The 18,544-nt window shown below is 63.3% G+C and carries 18 protein-coding genes; 11 read left to right on the top strand and 7 right to left on the bottom strand.

All coding sequences use genetic code 11. The annotated features are described in order from the left end of the window. The first annotated feature begins 11 nt into the window (after positions 1-11). Together AC3WR3_RS20160 and ubiA are read left to right on the top strand one after the other, a co-directional pair. Positions 12-563, top strand: coding sequence for a chorismate--pyruvate lyase family protein (locus tag AC3WR3_RS20160; protein ID WP_139437788.1), 552 nt, complete (start codon positions 12-14; stop codon positions 561-563). After that, positions 560-1,423, top strand: coding sequence for a 4-hydroxybenzoate octaprenyltransferase (gene ubiA / locus AC3WR3_RS20155; protein WP_492293196.1), 864 nt, complete (start codon positions 560-562; stop codon positions 1,421-1,423). Before AC3WR3_RS20160 ends, ubiA begins: the two co-directional genes overlap by 4 nt. A 70-nt stretch (positions 1,424-1,493) precedes the next feature. Here ubiA and plsB read toward each other — a convergent pair whose 3' ends face one another. Further along, positions 1,494-3,917: a glycerol-3-phosphate 1-O-acyltransferase PlsB gene (plsB, locus tag AC3WR3_RS20150; protein WP_492293194.1), complete on the bottom strand. Its 2,424-nt coding sequence runs from the start codon at positions 3,915-3,917 to the stop codon at positions 1,494-1,496. 204 nt (positions 3,918-4,121) lie between these two features. Here plsB and lexA point away from each other — a divergent pair, with 204 nt between their 5' ends. From lexA to AC3WR3_RS20130, 4 genes are all read left to right on the top strand, one after another. Next, positions 4,122-4,748 (top strand): transcriptional repressor LexA, encoded by a 627-nt coding sequence (lexA, locus tag AC3WR3_RS20145; protein ID WP_025325267.1) that lies wholly within the window; start codon positions 4,122-4,124, stop codon positions 4,746-4,748. Positions 4,749-5,206: 458 nt separating this feature from the next. Continuing rightward, complete coding sequence (locus AC3WR3_RS20140; RefSeq protein WP_234567867.1) at positions 5,207-5,416, top strand: hypothetical protein; 210 nt, start codon at positions 5,207-5,209, stop codon at positions 5,414-5,416. Between the two features lie 214 nt (positions 5,417-5,630). Continuing rightward, positions 5,631-6,257: an SCO family protein gene (locus tag AC3WR3_RS20135; RefSeq protein WP_139437782.1), complete on the top strand. Its 627-nt coding sequence runs from the start codon at positions 5,631-5,633 to the stop codon at positions 6,255-6,257. Between the two features lie 28 nt (positions 6,258-6,285). Next, positions 6,286-7,644 carry an MATE family efflux transporter gene (locus AC3WR3_RS20130; RefSeq protein ID WP_492293191.1) on the top strand — a complete coding sequence of 453 codons (1,359 nt, stop codon included), beginning with the start codon at positions 6,286-6,288 and terminating at the stop codon, positions 7,642-7,644. Positions 7,645-7,693: 49 nt separating this feature from the next. Here the strand turns inward: AC3WR3_RS20130 and trmL are convergent, their stop codons facing one another. From trmL to AC3WR3_RS20115, 3 genes are all read right to left on the bottom strand, one after another. Further along, positions 7,694-8,158, bottom strand: a complete 465-nt coding sequence (gene trmL / locus AC3WR3_RS20125; RefSeq protein WP_139437779.1) for a tRNA (uridine(34)/cytosine(34)/5-carboxymethylaminomethyluridine(34)-2'-O)-methyltransferase TrmL — start codon at positions 8,156-8,158, stop codon at positions 7,694-7,696. An 81-nt stretch (positions 8,159-8,239) separates the two neighbouring features. Beyond that, a complete protein-coding gene (locus AC3WR3_RS20120; RefSeq protein ID WP_319914355.1) occupies positions 8,240-9,595 on the bottom strand; it encodes an ATP-binding protein in 1,356 nt (451 codons plus the stop codon). Then, entirely contained in the window at positions 9,592-10,284 is a 693-nt protein-coding gene (locus AC3WR3_RS20115; protein WP_139437775.1) for a response regulator, read from the bottom strand. Before AC3WR3_RS20115 ends, AC3WR3_RS20120 begins: the two co-directional genes overlap by 4 nt. 86 nt (positions 10,285-10,370) lie before the next feature. Between AC3WR3_RS20115 and fieF the strand changes: the two genes are divergently transcribed. The 4 genes from fieF (at position 10,371) to AC3WR3_RS20095 (ending at position 13,817) form a co-directional block, all read left to right on the top strand. Beyond that, positions 10,371-11,282, top strand: coding sequence for a cation efflux pump FieF (fieF, locus tag AC3WR3_RS20110; protein ID WP_205642766.1), 912 nt, complete (start codon positions 10,371-10,373; stop codon positions 11,280-11,282). 8 nt (positions 11,283-11,290) lie between these two features. Continuing rightward, on the top strand, positions 11,291-12,070 hold the full coding sequence (cysE, locus tag AC3WR3_RS20105) for a serine O-acetyltransferase (protein WP_025325275.1): 780 nt from the start codon (positions 11,291-11,293) through the stop codon (positions 12,068-12,070). Between the two features lie 21 nt (positions 12,071-12,091). Then, entirely contained in the window at positions 12,092-13,372 is a 1,281-nt protein-coding gene (locus tag AC3WR3_RS20100) for a hypothetical protein (protein ID WP_404837515.1), read from the top strand. Between the two features lie 235 nt (positions 13,373-13,607). Next, positions 13,608-13,817, top strand: a complete 210-nt coding sequence (locus AC3WR3_RS20095) for a cell division protein ZapB (protein WP_025325277.1) — start codon at positions 13,608-13,610, stop codon at positions 13,815-13,817. A gap of 72 nt (positions 13,818-13,889) precedes the next feature. Here the strand turns inward: AC3WR3_RS20095 and elbB are convergent, their stop codons facing one another. After that, the gene (gene elbB / locus AC3WR3_RS20090; RefSeq protein ID WP_429110771.1) at positions 13,890-14,540 is read right to left on the bottom strand and encodes an isoprenoid biosynthesis glyoxalase ElbB; all 651 of its coding nucleotides are present in this window, start codon (positions 14,538-14,540) and stop codon (positions 13,890-13,892) included. A 400-nt stretch (positions 14,541-14,940) separates the two neighbouring features. Here elbB and polA point away from each other — a divergent pair, with 400 nt between their 5' ends. Next, on the top strand, positions 14,941-17,697 hold the full coding sequence (gene polA, locus AC3WR3_RS20085; protein ID WP_492293186.1) for a DNA polymerase I: 2,757 nt from the start codon (positions 14,941-14,943) through the stop codon (positions 17,695-17,697). An 82-nt stretch (positions 17,698-17,779) separates the two neighbouring features. Here polA and AC3WR3_RS20080 read toward each other — a convergent pair whose 3' ends face one another. Next, a complete protein-coding gene (locus AC3WR3_RS20080) occupies positions 17,780-18,319 on the bottom strand; it encodes a gamma carbonic anhydrase family protein (RefSeq protein WP_492293184.1) in 540 nt (179 codons plus the stop codon). Further along, positions 18,304-18,544, bottom strand: a 241-nt coding sequence (locus tag AC3WR3_RS20075) for a hypothetical protein (protein WP_492293182.1), incomplete at its 5' end; no start/stop codon positions are given. The genes AC3WR3_RS20075 and AC3WR3_RS20080, both read right to left, overlap by 16 nt.

Genomic DNA, 18,544 nt, shown 5'->3' with positions numbered 1-18,544 from the left:
ATGGTGAAGCTGTGAAGTCCGAGTTGACTGTTCCCCTCATCCAGCTCGTCCCCTGGCGGGCACCCGCAGAGTGTGACCCCCCCGAGGCACTGCGCCCCTGGTTGCTGGAGGCCGACTCCATGACCCGGCGCCTGCGGCGTTACAATAGTCACCTCTCGGTGCAACTGCTCGGCAATCGCAGCGTGTCGCTGGGAGCGGACGAGCAGACGCTGGTGGCCGTTGCGGATCCCGTGGGGATCTGCCGCGAGGTGATCCTGCACGGTGACGCCGGGCCGGCCATTCTGGGCTGGACCCTGTTTGCCGAGGCGGCGCTGCAAGGGAGCGGCCTGCAGGATCTGGGGGAGCAGCCATTGGGGGAGCGTATCTTCGGTGATGCACCGGCACGGCGCGATCACCTGCAACTGGCCTGCTTCGAGATCGCGAGCAATCCCTGGTGCCAGGCCGCCACCGTCTGGGGGCGCCGCTCCCGTCTCTATCTGGGGCAGTGGCCCTTGCTGGTCCACGAACTCTTCCTGCCCTCGCTATCGTCTCATTCGCTGCCATCGCATAAGGAGCTGGAGTGAAGCTGTTAACCAAGGAGCGGGGACTGGCCTATGTGCAGTTGGCCCGCATCGACAAGCCCATCGGCACCCTCTTGCTGCTGTGGCCGACCCTGTGGGCGCTCTGTCTCGCGGCGGGCGGCCTGCCTGATCCCTGGATCCTGACCGTGTTCGTGGTGGGGGTCTTCCTGATGCGCTCGGCGGGCTGCGTCATCAATGACTATGCGGATCGCAACTTCGACGGCCACGTGAAACGCACCGCCGGGCGACCGCTGCCCATGGGCCGGGTCGACGAACGGGAGGTGCTGATCCTGTTCGCCGTGCTGGCGCTCATCTCGTTCGCCCTGGTGCTGACCCTGAACCCGCTCACCATAGGCCTGTCGTTCGCCGGCCTGCTGCTGGCGGTCTGCTACCCCTTCATGAAGCGTTTCATTCCCATCCCGCAGCTGGTGCTCGGGATGGCGTTCTCCTGGTCCATTCCCATGGCCTATGCGGCCCAGGCCAATGCCCTGCCGCCCGTCGCCTGGCTGCTGTTTCTCGCCAACCTGCTGTGGACCATCGCCTACGATACCCAGTACGCCATGGTGGACAGGGACGATGATCTCAAGCTCGGGCTCAAGTCGAGCGCCATCCTGTTCGGCCGTCACGACAAGCGGATCATCGGCGTGCTGCAACTGACAACCCTGCTCATCCTGCTGCTGGTGGGTCAGCTGATGGCGCTGGGGTCCGGCTACTACTGGGGTCTGCTGGGGGCGGCGGCGCTGTTCGTCTATCAGCAGCGGCTGATCCGGGAGCGTCAGCGGGAGGCCTGCTTCCAGGCCTTCCTCAACAACAACTATGTGGGGGCCCTGGTGCTGCTCGGGGTGATCGCCCACTACCTGTGAGCAGCCCCTGTCGATAAAAAAGGCCGCATGATGCGGCCTTTTTGTTGCTCGTGGCTGGCTCTTCTTGAGGTCAGAGCCGGTTGCCCGCCTGTATGGTGCGGCGGATCTTGTTGCTGAGCAGCGGCACTATGTTGTCGGCCAACGCCTGGAAGCGGCCGAGATCCGGCTTGCAGCCCGGATCCAGATAGCCTTCGCTGCGCAGGGTGTGGATCAGGGTGCTGAACAGCTTCTGGTCGAAGAACTCGGGGGCGTTGATGCCGTGCAGGGTGCCGAGGCGCTCCGCCATCATCAGGCCGTCCGCCTCCAGTTGCTCCGCCTCGATGTGGGGTTGGGCCAGCACCCGGGTCAGCACTATGGCGTAGCGTTGCAGCGTCTCCTGAATGCTCTCGGCCAGTAACAGCAGGCGCATCTGGTTGCCCGGATTGACCCAGTAGCCGCCGTCGCGGGCCTCGATCAGCTGCTGGCGTTGCAGCTCGGCCAGCAGGGCATCGACCAGCTCCGGCAGCTCGTCCTCTTCGTAGCGCAGGAACAGCTCTGTCTTGAGCAGCGGGTAGATGTCGATGCAGCGGGCGACGATCTCGCCGCGGGAGATCCCTTCGCAGCGCTCGATCAGGGCCGCCACCAGGGAGGGCAGGGCGAACAGGTGGAGTATGTTGTTGCGGTAGTAGGTCAGCAGGATCGCCTGATAGCGATCGAGGCTGATGATCTGCCCCAGCTTGTCCTCGCTCACCTCGAACTTGTTGAGCTCCATGGCCTGATCCAGCAGTGTCCTGGCATCCTCGTCCGGCATGGTGCTCTTGGGGCTGTAGGGCACCTGCTTGAGCAGGTCCAGATAGGTGTTGATCTGGGCCTGCAGCTCGTCCCGGGTCAGGGCATGGCGTTCGGCGGCCAGCAGCGCCAGGGCACTCAGGGTCAGGCCGTTGACGGCGGCGGCATCGTTGATCCGGGTCATCAGCAGCTCGGCCAGCTGGTTGACGGTGGGGGCCATCCATTCGGGGCGCTCCTCCCGGCCTATGCTCTCCTTCCAGTGCGGCACATGCTCGCCGAGGTAGCTGTTGAGGGTCAGCGGCTCGCCGAAGTTGACGAAGCCCCGGCCATAGTTGCGCAGCTTGCGCAGTATGCCGAGCACCTGCAGGAAGCTCTCCTTCTCCTTGCGGCTCCCCTTGAGCTCGTTGTGGTAGGTGTTCACCTCCATCACGTGCTCGTAGCCCAGATAGACGGGCACCAGGGTGACCGGCCTGTCCAGCCCGCGCATCATGGCCTGCAGTGTCATCGCCAGCATGCCGGTCTTGGGGGGCAGCAGGCGGCCGGTGCGCGAGCGACCCCCTTCGGTGAAGAACTCCACCGAGTAGCCCTTGGCAAACAGCAGGTTCAGGTATTCACGAAATACCGTGCTGTAGAGCGGGTTGCCCTTGAAGGTGCGGCGGATGAAGAAGGCGCCGCCGTGGCGGAAGATGGGGCCCGCCGGCCAGAAGTTGAGGTTGATGCCCGCCGCGATATGGGGCGGCACCATGCCCTGGTGGTAGATGACGTAGGAGAGCAGCAGGTAGTCCATGTGGCTGCGATGGCAGGGGACGTAGACTATCTCGTGCCCTTCCTGGGCGAGCTGGCGCACCTGCTCGGCACCGTTGACCGAGAGGCCGCGGTAGAGCTTGTTCCACAGCCAGCCGAGGAAGCTCTCCCCGAGCCGGATCAGCCGGTAGGAGAAGTTGGAGGCGATCTCGTCCATGTAGCCATGGGCGCGCTTCTGGGCTTTTTCGAGGCTGATCCCCTCCCGTCTGGCCTCTTCCTCGATGGCCTGCTGGATCACGCTCGACTCCAGCAACTGCTTGAACAGCAGGTTGCGGTTCGGCAGCTTGGGGCCGGTGGCCGCCAGCTGCTGGCGACTGAAGTGGGTGCGGGCCACCCGCGCCAGCTTGTGGGCGATGGCCTCGTCGGTGCCGTGCTTGTCCGCCATGTAGCGCAATGAGAGCGGCGGTGAGAAGCGCACCAGGTTTTCGCGCCCTTTCAGGATCACGATCAACGCCTTCTTGAGCCGGTTCGGGGCCAAGCTGCTGATGATGTTCCAGCCGGAGGCTTCCTCGCCTTCCCGGCCGGGGGCGCGGCCCCAGAACAGGGTGACGGGCACCACCTGGATATCCAGCTCGGGATCCTGCTTGTGCAAGTCCAGCAGCTGGTGGAACTCCTGCAGGAAGGGCAGCGGCTTGTTGCGCGTGCCAAACAGGGGAGGCGGACGATCCAGACAGACGTAGCGCGGCAGCAGCTGGCCACCCAGCTCCAGCGGCGTGAACGGGCCGGGCAGGCCGAGATCCTCGCAGCACTGTTGCAGGGTCATCAGGTCGGTGATCGAGCTGGTCTTCAGGGCATAGACTATGGGTCTTGCCGGATCCAGCTTGAGTTCCGTGATGGGATTTTCCGGCAGGCTCTTGTGATTGACCAAGCCACTGACCGGCCATTGCAGGATGGCTCTGGAAATGTTCTGTCCAAGGGACATGTGCGTCTGCTCTCCAAAAAAATGCGGCGTGAGCATAGCAAATCACCGACGGCTTGTCGCCGAGAGGTAGGATGAGTGCCTTTTCAGGATAGAAGGTGCGGGAATTTTGCGACAAGGTGGGGACAAATATCAGCAACGCCTTGCCTTGGCCACAGCACTGTATATACTGCCAGTGTGCTGTATAAAAAGACAGGTGCCAATGCTATGAAACCCCTTACCCCCCGCCAGGCTGAAGTGCTGGAGCTTATCAAGGCGAACATGAGCGAGACCGGCATGCCGCCGACTCGCGCCGAGATCGCCCAGAAGCTTGGCTTCAAGTCGGCCAATGCGGCCGAGGAACATCTGAAGGCCCTGGCCAAGAAAGGGGTCATCGAGATCATGCCCGGCACCTCCCGCGGCATCCGCCTGCTGCTCGAGGAAGAGGAGGCCGCGCCAGAAGAGAACGGCCTGCCGCTCATCGGCAAGGTCGCGGCCGGCGAGCCCATCCTAGCCCAGGAGCACATCGAGAGCCACTATCAGGTGGATCCCGCCCTGTTCCACCCGCGGGCAGACTTCCTGTTGCGGGTGCAGGGCATGAGCATGAAGAACATCGGCATCATGGATGGGGATCTGCTGGCGGTGCACAAGACCCAGGAGGTGCGCAACGGCCAGGTGGTGGTGGCGCGTCTCGATGAAGACGTCACCGTCAAGCGCTTCCAGCGCAAGGGCAGCCAGGTGTGGCTGCTGCCGGAGAACGAGGATCTCTCCCCCATCGAGGTGGATCTCTCCAGCCAGCACCTGACCATCGAAGGGCTGGCGGTCGGGGTCATTCGCAACGCCGACTGGATGTAGCCATCGAACATGCCAAGGGGCCTCCTGCGGGAAGCCCCTTCGTTTGTGCGTTTTCCCCGATCTCCTTTCCTCCCCGATCCCCGCCATTGCCGCCACCCAGATCCACCGCAAACAGTACCGCCACGCATCGTGCATTTCGGATATATCCTTTGAGAAGGCCCGCAGTGTCATGGCCGGATAACCGCCATGACCTTGAGTGTGCCGCCAGGTCAGCATGGGTAGCAGGGATGCATCACGGCTGGGGCGGTGCGGGACAGGAGAGTCGTCAGGCAGCAGGACGACTCAATACAGTCAGTACGCGACGGTGCCTGGTCTGCCTCCCGATGGCAGTCACACTGGTCGGCGTGGCCTGTTGAGCAAGGAGGACAGGTATGGCTTCAAGCTCGCCGTGGGATCCGGGTCCGGCCGCAACCGCAACCCCCGCATCCTCCATCACCCGATTCATCAAGGGCAGTCGGATGACGTGGTTTTATGCGCTCTGGGTCTATCACAAGGGCGATGGCTGGACCATCTGGCTGGGGTGCCCCAAGGACAAGATTGTCCGCCTGGTTCGTCTGTTCCGCCGCCACCACGACATAGGTTTGCCAGATGCTCCCTGGACGGCCCCGGTCATTCCGCTGCGCGCCACTATCCGGCGCCCCCAAGGGCAGCGAAGACTGCGACCCTGAGCCAGTCCCCCGAACAGTGTGTGAGCCCCACCCGGTGTGGGGCTTTTCTTTATCCCCGCCATGGCCGGGAGATAGTGGTTGTCTCCTCCCTATGGGGACCTTTCCTGACCGGGTTCCGGACTCGGGACTAGGCAGAAACGGGGCCTGGCGGGTTACAATAGCCCTTCATTGGCCCCGCCATCTGGCTGGTTGAACTAGCAAGGTTCTGTTTTATATGGTTAAACCACGTTTTTCCCTGCTGTTGTTGCTCTTCGTCGGCAGCATAATGGCGGCTTATTACTGGAGCCAACCCTCCCTGCCTGCGCAGGCGGATTATTATCCGGTAGGGCGCGACATCAATCCCTTCACCCTCACGGATGGGGATGGGAAGCCCTTCACCGCCGCCAATCTGGCGGGGCACTGGACCTTCCTGTTCATCGGCTACACCTATTGTCCCGACGTCTGCCCGACCGCCCTGGCGGATCTGCGCTCCATCTACCCGGATCTGAAGAAGATCTCGCCCAGCAGCCAGGTGGTCTTCGTCTCGGCGGATCCCCAGCGGGATGACAGTGCCCGCCTCAAGAGCTACACCGCCTTCTTCCATCCGGAGTTCAAGGCGGCGACCGGCCCCCACCGCGCCCTCTTCCCCCTGGTGCGCAACCTTGGCCTCGTCTATTCCATCGTGGAGAGCGAACGCAAGGATTACCTCATAGACCACTCGGCCTCGATCGTGCTGATCAGCCCCGAGGGCAAGCTGGTGGCCATGTTCCGTCCCAAGGTGGCCCCGGGTGAGGTGCCTCATGTGGACATGCAGACCATGGTCTCCGACTTCGCACGCATAGTGCGGCTGGCCGACGAGTGAGCCGCCTGCGCCGATCGTGCCCAGCTTGATGGCGTCCTGGCTGAGGGATCCCCGCCGCCACAGGGCCGTGTTTGCCCTAGCCCTGCCCATGGTGTTCTCCAACGTCACCACCCCCTTGCTCGGCCTGGTGGACACCTGGGTGATCGGTCATCTCGGTCAGGCCTGGTTCCTCGGGGGCGTCTCGGTCGGGGCAACCCTCATCAACCTCCTGTTCTGGCTGCTCGGTTTCCTGCGCATGTCCACCACTGGCCTGACCGCCCAGGCCCAGGGCGCCGCCAGCGCCGAAGGGCAGCTGGACACCCTGGCGCGGGCGCTCGGCCTCGCCGTCGGGCTGGGGCTGGCCCTGCTGTTGCTGGTGCTGCCTTTCTTGCCGGCCATCATAGGGCTCAGCGGGGGATCCCCCGAGGTGCAGGTCTATGCCGGAGACTATGTCTCGGTGCGGATCTGGAGCGCCCCGGCGGCCCTGTGCAACCTGGTCATCATGGGCTGGCTGCTGGGCATGCAGGATGCGCGCAGCCCCATGCTGCTGCTGATCCTGAGCAACCTGGTGAACATGGTGCTGGATGCATGGTTCGTGCTGGGGCTGGGCTGGCAGGTCAGGGGGGTGGCTGCCGCCTCCCTGCTGGCGGACTACTGCTCGCTCGGGGTGGGGCTCTGGCTGGTGAGCCGCCGCCTGCGCCATCTCCCGGCCGAGGTGTGGCAGAACGCCTGGTGGCGCTGGTGGCGATGGCCCGCGGTGCGGCGGCTGCTCGGCCTGAATCGGGACATCTTCATCCGCTCCCTCTGCCTGCAGCTCTGTTTCGCCTTCATGACTCTGCAGGGGGCCAGGCTGGGGGACGTGGCGGTGGCCGCCAATGCGGTGCTGCTCAACTTCCTGATGCTGATCTCCTACGGGCTGGACGGTTTTGCCTACGCGGTGGAAGCCATGGTGGGGCGTGCCATAGGACGGCGGGACAGGCAGGGGCTGCGGGAGGCCATAGTCCTCAACCTGGGTTGGGCCTTGCTGATCGCGATCGCCTTCGCCCTGGGGTTTGCCCTGGGGGGGCGGCAGCTCATCGCCCATATCACCGACATCCCTGCGGTGATTGCCGAGGCGAACCGCCAGCTGCCCTGGCTCATCGCCATGCCCTTGCTGGCGGTCTGGTGCTTCCTGCTGGATGGGGCCTTCATCGGGGCCACCCGGGCTCGCGAGATGCGCAACAGCATGCTGGTGGCGGTGTTTGCCGGCTTCTTCCCGATCTGGTGGCTGTGCCAGGGGTGGGGCGTGGCGGCCTTGTGGGCCGCCATGGCGGCGCTGATGACAGGGCGGGGCCTGACTCTGGGCTGGCTATGCTGGCAACTTGAGCGTGACGGCCGCCTGCTGGGTCAAGGCCGGGAACCCGCCTGACGTGGTCTCATGGTCGGCACCGCCTCTGAGGGCGCCGCGCCGACGGAGGCTAGAGAGATCCCTCATAGCCGAACTGGCGCCAGCTCTCGTAGACGAAGACAGCGACCGCGTTGGCCAGATTCATGCTGCGGCTCTGGGGCAGCATGGGAATGCGCAGCCGCTGCTCGAACGGCAGGCTCTCTATGATCTCCGCCGGCAATCCGCGGCTCTCAGGCCCGAACAGCAGGGCATCCCCCGGGGCGAACTGCGCCGCCGAATGAGCGGTGCGCCCCTTGGTGGTGCAGGCGAATACCCGCTTGGGGGCCACGGCCGCGAGAAAGGCCTCATAGCTCGGCCAGCGCTTCACCTCGGCAAACTCGTGATAGTCGAGCCCGGCCCGCTTCACCCGCTTGTCATCCCAGGCAAAACCCAGGGGCTCTATCAGGTGCAGCCGGTAGCCGGTGTTGGCACAGAGGCGGATGATGTTGCCGGTGTTGGGCGGGATTTCCGGTTGATAGAGCACTATGTCGAGCATGACGGGATCCTGATGCGGGGCTGGGGTGGTGCGAAACGGGCGCCAGCATACCCAGCGCCCGTGCCGATGAAAAGGGGTGGCTCACACCATGGGCAGGCGGATGGTGATGACGAGCCCGGTCGGATGATTGTTGCTGGCCTTGATGGTGCCGCCATGACGCTGGATCGCCTCGGCGGCGATGGCGAGACCGAGACCTGTGCCCCCTGTCTTGGCGTTGCGGGCATCGTCCACCCGGAAGAAGGGCAGAAACAGCATGGGCTGCTGCTCCACCGGCACGCCGGGGCCGTCATCCCTGATGGTCATCACCCACTCCCGTCCCTCCTGATACCAATCCACCTTGATGAACTCGCGGGCATACTTGAGCGCATTGCGCAGCGGGTTCTCCAGGGCCCTCGCCAGCAGCTCGGGCCACATCCGCAGCGATTCGGTCGGCAGCGGCGGCAGCCTGAGCTGCTTGCCGTTCTGATTGGCCTCGAACATGGCGTCGTCCAGTATGGGCTCCAGCAGATCCGCCAGCGGCAGGGTCACCGGGGCCTCCACGTGCTGCTGGACCCGGGACAGGTCCAGCAGATCCCCGATCAGCTTGTCGAGCCTGGCGATTTCGCTCTCGATCCGCGCCAGCTCCGAGCTGTCCCCCTGCTTGCGGCGGATCAACGCCTGCGCCAGCTGAATGCGGGTGAGGGGGCTGCGCAGCTCGTGGGAGATGTCGGAGAGCAGCTGTTTCTGCTTCTGGATCATGCGCTTGAGGGTGTCCACCATGTGGCTGACATGATCCGCCAGCTGACCTATCTCGTCCCGCCGCCCCAGGTTGGGGATCCGCGTCTCCAGCTTGCCTTGCGCCAGCTGGGAGACCGACTGCTGCAACTGCAGGATGGGGCGGGTCAGCCGCCAGGCCAGCAGCAGGCAGAGGGGGGTGCTGACCAGCATGGCGATGCCCAGGATCTGGATGGGGTGATCCAGGATCTGGATGAACAGGAACAGATAGGAGTTCTCGACGTTGAGCCCGAAGTAGACGTGATAGCTCTGGCCGTGGTGCTGCATCAGGAAGGGGCCGGCGATGGCCCGCTGGTGTTCGCTGCCCAGCATGGGCTTGGCCGGGTCGTCGGCATCCAGCATGAAGCGGATCACGAACTTGCTCAGCCGGGTGGTGGATTGCATCTGGCCCTTGGCATCGCGCAGGTAGACGTTGTCCACCGGCAACAGTCCGGCCGTCGTGATGGCCTGCTGCAGATCGAAATCCTGGTGCGGATCGGCACCGGCCTGCAGTGCCCGCAGGTTGTTGTTCATCCTGGCCATCTCGTGCTCGGGCAGGGGTATGGTGTTGCGGGGATCCAGGGTGGGCAGTGTCACCACGGCGGCCAGCACGAGCAGCAGCATGAACCAGAACCAGAGAAATATCTGGGTGGAGAGGCCATTGAAGGTGCGGGCCGTTTTCATGCCTGCTCCAGCCAGAGGTAGCCTCGGCCACGCACCGTCTTGAAGCGGGGCTGGCCATCGCTGCGCTCAGGCAGCTTCTTGCGCAGGTTGCTCAGGTGCATGTCGATGGCCCGATCGAAGGGCTCGAGCTTCTTGCCAAGCACCTGCTCTGACAACAGGTTCTTGCTGACGATCTGGCCCGGGCTGCGCAGCAGGCACTCCAGCAGGCCGAACTCGGTGGCGGTGAGCTCCAGCAGCTGATCGTCGCAGCGGGCCTGCTGCAGGCCGGGCTGCAGCACCAGATCCATGAAGCGCAGCTCGTCGGATGCGCCGCGCTGGGGGGAGGGATGCTGGGTGCGGCGCAAGATGGCGCGCACCCGCGCCAGCAACTCTCTGTCGTCGAACGGCTTGGCCAGATAGTCATCGGCCCCCGCTTCGAGCCCGTTGACCCGATCCTGGCTGTCGCCCCGGGCGGTCAGCATCAGCACTGGAGTGTCGTGGGTCTTGCGCAGCCTGGTCAGCATGGCGAACCCGTTGAGTCTGGGCATCATGACGTCCAGCAGCACCAGATCGAATGCCTGCTCTGCCAGTCGCAGCAGCCCCTCCTCCCCATCCTCGGCGACGGTGACGTCAAACCCTTCCAGGGTCAGGATTTCGGTGAGCAGCTGGGTCAGTTCGAGATCGTCGTCGACCAGGAGTATTTTGTTCATTCGGGGTCACTCCGTTGATTTTGCGCGCCAAACTGACGTTCGGGTCAGGGTATAATAAGTTTTTACGCGTCAGAGGAAAGCCGGTTTTGAGCCACCAACACTATTCCCGCTGGGTCACCCTCGCCAGCACGGCGGCGGTCGTCACCGCCACCCTGCTGATCCTGGGCAAGCTGATCGCCTGGTTGATGACGGACTCTTCCAGCCTGCTGGCATCCCTCACCGACTCCTTCATGGATGTGAGCGCCTCCATCATCAACCTGCTGGCCATTCGCTACGCGCTGGCGCCGGCCGATGAGGAGCACCGCTTCGGCCACGGCAAGGCGGAGTCCCTGGCGGGTCTGATCCAGTCGGCCTTCATCTCGGGCTCTGCCCTGCTGCTGATGATGCACGGTATCTCGTCGATGCTGAACCAGGTTCCCGTGGTGCGGCTCGAGGCCGGGATCTGGGTCAGTGCCGGCTCCATCCTGCTGACCCTGCTGCTGGTCAGCTTCCAGAGCCTGGTCATTCGCAAGACCAACAGCGTGGCCATCAAGGCCGACATGCTGCACTACCGCTCGGACTTGCTGCTCAATGCCGGTGTTCTGGTGGCGCTGGTGCTGGCGGGGCAGGGGTGGTACTGGGCCGATGGCCTGTTCGCCATCCTGATCGGTCTGTTCCTGGTATGGGGAGCCGTCCAGATCGGCTACGAATCGGTACAGGCCCTGCTCGATCGTCAGTTGCCAGAGGAAGAACAAGCGAGAATAATGGCGCTCTGCTGTGCCGTAGAGGGGGTGCATGGCGTACATGATCTGCGCACCCGTCAATCCGGGCCGACCCGCTTCGTTCAGTTGCATCTGGAGCTTGACGATCAGCTCCCCCTGGTCAAGGCCCATCAGATAGCCGACGAGGCTGAACTGGCGGTCCGCCAGTCCTTTGAGCGGATGGATGTCATCATCCACATGGACCCCATCTCGGTGCTGACAAAAGAACAACAAGGCACTCACCCTGAACAACAGTAGGCTGCAACATGGATGATCTGGTTGCCCAAACGTGGCAAAAAATTCAGCAGGAAGCGCAGAGCATGGCGGCCCAGGAGCCCATGCTGGCCAGCTTCTTTCACTCCACCATTCTCAATCACAGCGATCTGCGCTCGGCGCTGAGCTTCCAGCTCGCCAACAAGCTCGACAGCACCACCATGCCGGCCATCGCCCTGCGGGAAGTGATCGAGCTGGCCCTGCGCAGCGAACCCGAGCTGCTGGCCGCGGTGGCCGCCGACATCTGCGCCGTGCAGGACAGGGATCCCGCCGTCGACCTCTTCTCGACGCCGCTGCTCTACCTCAAGGGGTTCCATGCCCTCCAGGGCTACCGGGTTGCCAACTGGTTGTGGCGCCAGGGGCGTCGCTCGCTGGCGCTCTACCTGCAAAACCAGATCTCCGTGGTGTTCGGGGTCGACGTGCACCCGGCCGCGCGGATCGGCAAGGGCATCATGTTTGACCACGCCACCGGCATAGTGGTCGGTGAGACCGCGGTGATCGAGAACGACGTCTCCATCCTGCAGAGCGTGACTCTGGGGGGCACCGGCAAGGAGAGTGGCGACCGTCATCCCAAGATCCGCGAAGGGGTGATGATAGGGGCGGGCGCCAAGGTGCTCGGCAACATAGAAGTGGGGGTCGGCGCCAAGATAGGGGCCGGCAGCGTGGTGATCAATCCGGTGCCACCCCACACCACGGTCGCCGGCGTGCCCGCCAAGATAGTGGGCCGACCCGAGTGCGACAAACCCTCCCTGGACATGGATCAGTGTCTCTGATCCCCTGACCGAGGCCGCTGTATGGTCAAGCGCTGGTCAGGCTATCTGATCCTGGGGATGTGGCTGCTCAACCTGCTGCACCTCTATCTGGGATTCTCCCCCTGGCCGGCCGCCGTCGCGGCCTGGGCCGCCTCCCTGCTCACCTGGCCCTGGCTGGTGGGCGCCGCCCGTCGTCAGGCGCTGGCGCTCTACGGGGCGGCGTTGCTGCTGCTGATCTTCTCCTGGTGGCGCGGCGCCAGCCTCAGCCCCGGAGACTGGCTGCTGCCCAACATCAACATGCTCACCATGTTTGCCGCCGTCAGCACCCTCAACCTCGCCACCTCGGGTCTGCTGACAGGCACCGCCTCCTGGTCCGGGCGCAAGGGGTTGTGGAGCACCATGGCCAGCCTCAATCTGCTCGGCGCCGTCATCAACCTCTCGGTGCTCTTCATCATCGGCGATCGGCTGGAGCGCAACGGTACCCTTGAACGGCGCCAGGTCATGGTGCTGAGCCGGATCTTCTGTGCCGCGGCCTTCTGGTCCCCCTTCTTCGTCGCCATGGCAGTGGCGCTCACTTACGCCCCCGGCCTGCAGCTCTCCCAGATTTTGCCGTTTGGCATCCTTGCCGCCCTGCTGGCCATGGGTCTGACGGCCTGGCAGGTGGAGCGGCTCGGGGTGGCGGATTTTGCAGGTTATCCCCTGAGGCTGCAGACCCTGGGGTTGCCGGTGACCCTGGCGCTGCTGGTGCTGCTGATCCACCGGATCTGGCCCGGGCTCAGCATCCTGGCGGTGATCGCCCTGGTGGCCCCCTTGCTGGCGCTGCTCTTCATGCCAAACCAGGGGCGCGGGGCGGCCCTCAAGCGGCAGGTGGTGGAGCGTTTCCCCGCCATCGGCGGCCAGCTGGTGCTGTTTCTCGGGGCTGGCCTGCTGGCTGCCGGCATCAACAGTGCCCTCTCTGTCATCGACTTCGGTGCGGGTCACGGCCTGCCGCTGTTCAACCACTTCGGCTGGCTTGAGGCATCCCTCACCCTGCTGCTCATCTTCCTGGTCGCCATCATAGGCGTGCACCCCCTCATCAGCATCTCGGGGGTGGCTCCCTTGCTGTGGCCGCTGTCACCGGATCCCAGTCTGCTCGGCATGTGCTTCCTGCTGGGGTGGGGGCTCGCCACCGGTACCAGCCCGCTCTCCGGCTCCAACCTGGCGCTGGCCTCCCGCTACAACCTGAGCGCCGGGCTGCTGCTGCGCTGGAACCTGCTCTACGGGCTGCTGATGTACGGGGTGGCCTGTCTGTTGATGGGGGGCTTCATCGCCCTGCACGGCTGATGCCGGCGGCGGGAGAGGAGCCGGTTCGCAGGGGGCCGTGACGCCGCGGCGAGCGTCCCGGATCGTGGTTCCTGCCGCCTGCGAGAAAAACCGACGCATATTTAAGCAATACCGGCACGGAGGGCGCATTTTGCAACGCGCTGGCTTGTTTGTGCCGAGCGCATCAGGGTATGCTGGCTTCACGCGCTTGAATCGCCCCCTGTGGGGCATCGCAATTGAACATACAGGTATGCATATGTCACTAGAAGTCCTTGAGCAACTCGAATCCAAAGTACAATCCGCCGTCGACAACATCTCCCTGCTGAAAATGGAGCTGGACGAGCTGAAAGAGCAGAACAACAAGCTGCAAGACGAAAACCATCAGCTGCGCAACGAGCACGTTGCCTGGCAAGAACGTCTGCGCGCCCTGCTGGGCAAGATGGACCAGATGGGCGATGCCATCTGATCCTGTCTTGACTGACTGGAATGAAAGCGGGCCGCTCCTTGAGCGGCCCGCTTGTTTTGGCAGGGGAGGGGATCACAGGGCCAGCAACTGCCTGACCGTCTTCTCTATGCCGTCGGCGGCCTCGACGATGTTCTGCGCCAGCATGTAGGCCGGGGTCGAGATCACCTTGCGTTCCTGATCCACCACGAACTCGCTGACCGGGCAGTTGAGATGGCTGCCCCCCATGGCCTCGATGGCATTGGCGGCGCCCTCGTCATGACCTATGGTGGCCAGGGTGCCGGCGCCATAGATGAGGGGTATCATGGCCGGTGCTATGCAGATATAGGCCGCCGGTTTACGGGCTTCGGCAAAGCTCTGGCAGGCTTTCAGCACATCGGGCTGGATCTGGCAGTTGGCGCCCTGGACGGCGAAGTCGCACAGATTCTTGGCTGCGCCAAAGCCGCCGGGCACCAGCAAGGCATCGAAATCGGTCGCATCCAGCTCGGCCACATTCCGGATCTGGCCGCGGCAGATGCGGGCAGCCTCGACCAGGACGTTGCGGCTCTCCCCCTCGCTCACCTCGCCGGTCAGGTGGTTGATGACGTGCAATTGAGGCACGTCGGGCGCGAAGCACTGGACGGTGGCGCCCTGACGGGCCAATGCCAGCAGGCTGATGACGGCTTCATGGATCTCGGCGCCATCAAACACGCCACAGCCACTCAAGATCACGGCCACTTTTTTCATGGCAGACTCCTCGTTGTTGAAAATGTGAGCCAGGGTAGATTGTTGTACTTTTGTATGGTTATCGTTCGGCCTCCACTGGTCAAGTCATCTTGCTGTGCTAGGATTGTTTCGTTTTGGATCCTGCCTCGTTGACCCCCTTGAATTTTTTTCCACATTGATCGAGATCATGATGAAGGTGTCATGGTTTGTTTTTACGATCTCAATCAACTGTTTTATATGTGTTTTTTGTTTTTAATCCACAACTTTGCCACCATGGCACAGCCATGAGTCCATTTTTGGGCACAGAGTTATCCACAGGTCATGGGGCGGTTCGTGGCACGAATGGGAGGGGGCCAGCCCCTTGGTGTGCCGCGGGCCCTGTGGCATCCTAGCGACTGTTTATTCCTGGCAGGACGATTTCATGGCCCCTAGCAATCCCCTTATCTTGGTCGACGGCTCTTCATATCTTTACCGCGCCTTCTTCGCCTCCCAGCAGGCCGATCTGCGCACATCGACCGGTTTGCCAAGCGGCGCCGTCCGAGTGATGGCCAACATGATGCGCAGCCTGCGCAAGCAATACCCCGACTGCCATGTGGCCGTGGTGTTCGACGCCAAGGGCAAGACCTTCCGTGACGACATCTACCCCGAGTACAAGGCGACCCGCGCCAGCATGCCGGACGATCTGCGCAGCCAGGTTGCCCCCATCCATCAGATGATCAAGGCGATGGGCTTCCCCTTCCTGATGGTCGAAGGGGTCGAGGCCGACGACGTGATCGGCACGCTCGCCCGCCAGGCGACCGAGAAGCAACTGCCCGTGCTCATCAGCACAGGTGACAAGGACATGGCGCAGCTGGTCTCCGACCATGTCACCCTGATCGATACCATGAAGGATGTGAAGACCGATCGGGAAGGGGTGATCGAGAAGTTCGGCGTGCCTCCCGAGCTCATCATCGACTACCTGGCCCTGATGGGGGACAAAGTGGACAACATTCCCGGCATGGCAGGGGTGGGCGAGAAGACGGCCCAGGCGCTGTTGCAGGGGATAGGCAGCATCGATCAGATCGCCGCCAACCTCGACAAGGTCGCCGCCCTCGGCTTCCGTGGCTCCAAGACGTTTGCCGACAAATTCCGCGAGCAGGAGGATCAGGTTCGCCTCTCCTACCAGCTGGCGACCATCAAGACCGACGTCGAGCTGGAGCAGAGTCTCGAAGAGCTGCTGCTGGGCCCGATCGACAAGGAGTCCCTGCTGGCGGTCTACCGGGAGTACGAGCTGCGCAACCTGATCAAGGAGCTGGAGTCCGGTGGCGAAGAGAGCGCCGGACAGGAAGAGGCCGCTGATGACGCTGCTGCTCCCGCTACCGCCATCGAGACCGACTATAGCTGCATTCTGGAGGAGGCCGAGTTCGACGGCTGGCTGGCACAGTTGCAGGCGGCACCACTGTTTGCCTTCGACACCGAGACCACCAGTCTCGACTACATGGAGGCGCGAGTGGTCGGCGTGTCGTTCGCCATCGAGCCGGGCAAGGCGGCCTATGTTCCCTTCGGCCACGACTATCTGGGGGCACCAACCCAGCTGACCGAACAGCAGGTGCTGGGCAAGCTCAAGCCGCTGCTGGAAGATCCGACCCGCCTCAAGGTGGGGCAGAACCTCAAGTACGATCGCAACGTGCTGCAGAACCACGGCATCGATCTGCAGGGCATCGCCTTCGACACCATGCTCGAATCCTATGTGCTCAACTCCACCGCCAGCCGCCACGACATGGACTCCCTGGCCAGCAAGTACCTCGGGATCGAGACCATCTCATTCGAGGATATCGCCGGCAAGGGGGCCAAGCAGCTCACCTTCAACCAGATCGAACTGGAGCAGGCCGCGCCCTATGCGGCGGAAGATGCCGACATCACCCTGCGTCTGCACCAGACCCTGTGGGGCGAACTGAGCAAACAGCCTGAGCTGGCCAAGGTGTTCACCGAGATCGAACTGCCCCTGCTGCCGGTGCTGGCACGGATGGAACTGCTCGGGACCACCATAGATCCCAAATTGCTGCACCAGCAGAGCCAGGAGATCGAAGTACGTCTGGCGGAGCTGGAGCGGCAGGCCCACGAGCTGGCCGGGCAGGAGTTCAACCTCTCCTCGCCCAAGCAGCTCGGCGAGATACTGTTCGTCAAGCTGGGGCTGCCCATCCTCAAGAAGACTCCCAAGGGGGCCCCGTCCACCGCCGAAGAGGTGCTGGCGGAATTGGCGGAGACCTATGATCTGCCGCGCCTGCTGATGGAGCACCGTGGCCTGGCCAAGCTCAAGTCCACCTATACCGACAAGCTGCCGCTGATGATCAAGCCCCAGACCGGGCGGGTACACACCTCCTACCATCAGGCGGTGGCGGCGACCGGCCGGCTCTCATCCACCGATCCCAACCTGCAGAACATCCCGGTGCGCAACGAGCAGGGGCGCCGGATCCGGCAGGCCTTCATCCCGAGCGCCGGCTACAAGCTGGTGGCGGCGGATTACTCCCAGATCGAACTGCGCATCATGGCGCATCTCTCCGGTGACCAGGGCTTGCTGACCGCCTTTGCCGAGGGCAAGGACATCCACAAGGCGACCGCCGCCGAGGTGTTCGGTGTGGCGCTCGAGGCGGTGACCACCGACATGCGCCGCAGCGCCAAGGCGATCAACTTCGGCCTCATCTATGGCATGAGTGCCTTCGGTCTGGCCAAGCAGCTGGGGATCGGCCGTGCCGAGGCGCAGAAGTACATGGATCTCTACTTCGAGCGCTACCCGGGCGTGCTGGAGTACATGGAGCGCACCCGCCAGCAGGCGGAAGCCCAGGGCTATGTCGAGACCCTGTTCGGTCGTCGCCTCTACCTGCCGGACATCAAGTCCCGCAACGCCGGTCTGCGCAAGGCGGCGGAGCGGGCGGCGATCAACGCTCCCATGCAGGGCACGGCCGCCGACATCATCAAGCGCGCCATGATCGCCGTCGATGGCTGGATCCGGGGCATTACCGATGGCTCCATCCACATGCTGATGCAGGTTCACGATGAACTGGTGTTCGAGATCCGCGAGGAGAAGCTGGAGGAGTACATCGCCCTCATCAAGGAGAAGATGTCTGCGGCGGCTGAGCTGCACGTGCCGCTGGTGGCGGAAGCCGGGACCGGCGACAACTGGGATCAGGCCCACTGAGCCCGACCACAGTGATTGGCTAGCTATATAAGCAGAGAAGCCCGGCGCATGCCGGGCTTCTTGTTTTCGTTCTCTGTCTGTTTCAAGCCTCTTGCAGATACTCATCCTTGAGCAGGACATAGTTGTCGGCCGAGGTCTTCAGAAAGGCAATCTCTGCCGGCTTGAGCGGCCGTGCCTGCTTGACCGGGTTCCCCATATAGAGGAAGCCGGATGCGAGCCGCTTGCCCGGTGGCACCAGAGAGCCGGCGCCTATCATCACATCATCCTCGACGACCACCCCATCCAGCAGTATGGCCCCCATGCCGACCAGTACCCGGTTGCCTATGGTGCAACCGTGCAGCATGGCCTTGTGGCCCACGGTGACGTCTTCCCCGATCAGCAGGGGATAACCATCGGGATTCGCGGCGCTCCTGCGGCTGAGGTGCAGAACGGTGCCGTCCTGCACATTACTGCGGGCGCCGATATGGATATGGTTCACATCCCCCCGTGCCGCCACCAGGGGCCAGATGCTGGCATCGTCGCCGAGCACTATGTCTCCCACCAGGGTGGCGCAGGGGTCCACATATACCCGTTTGCCCAGTTGCGGGCGTTTTCCTTTATAGGATCTCAGTCGCAAGTCCATCTTGGCCTCCTCAATTTTCTGGCCATTCTAGCAATCCCGAGTCCGTTTCTGTGGATAAGTTTGTACAAAAGCTGTGGTTGGCTATGAATAACTAGAGAAAGGCCTGTTTTTGAAGATTTATTGCCACTTTTTGCAAAAATGGGCTTGCCAGAAAGTTTCAGCTCCCTATAATGCGCCTCCATCGACAGGGCAAGCGGCAACGCAGAAAGCCAAGTCGATAACCTC

This window comes from Aeromonas sp. EU05-FHT14A05, from assembly GCF_058791175.1.
This window is presented reverse-complemented; position numbering and strand designations above follow the sequence as displayed.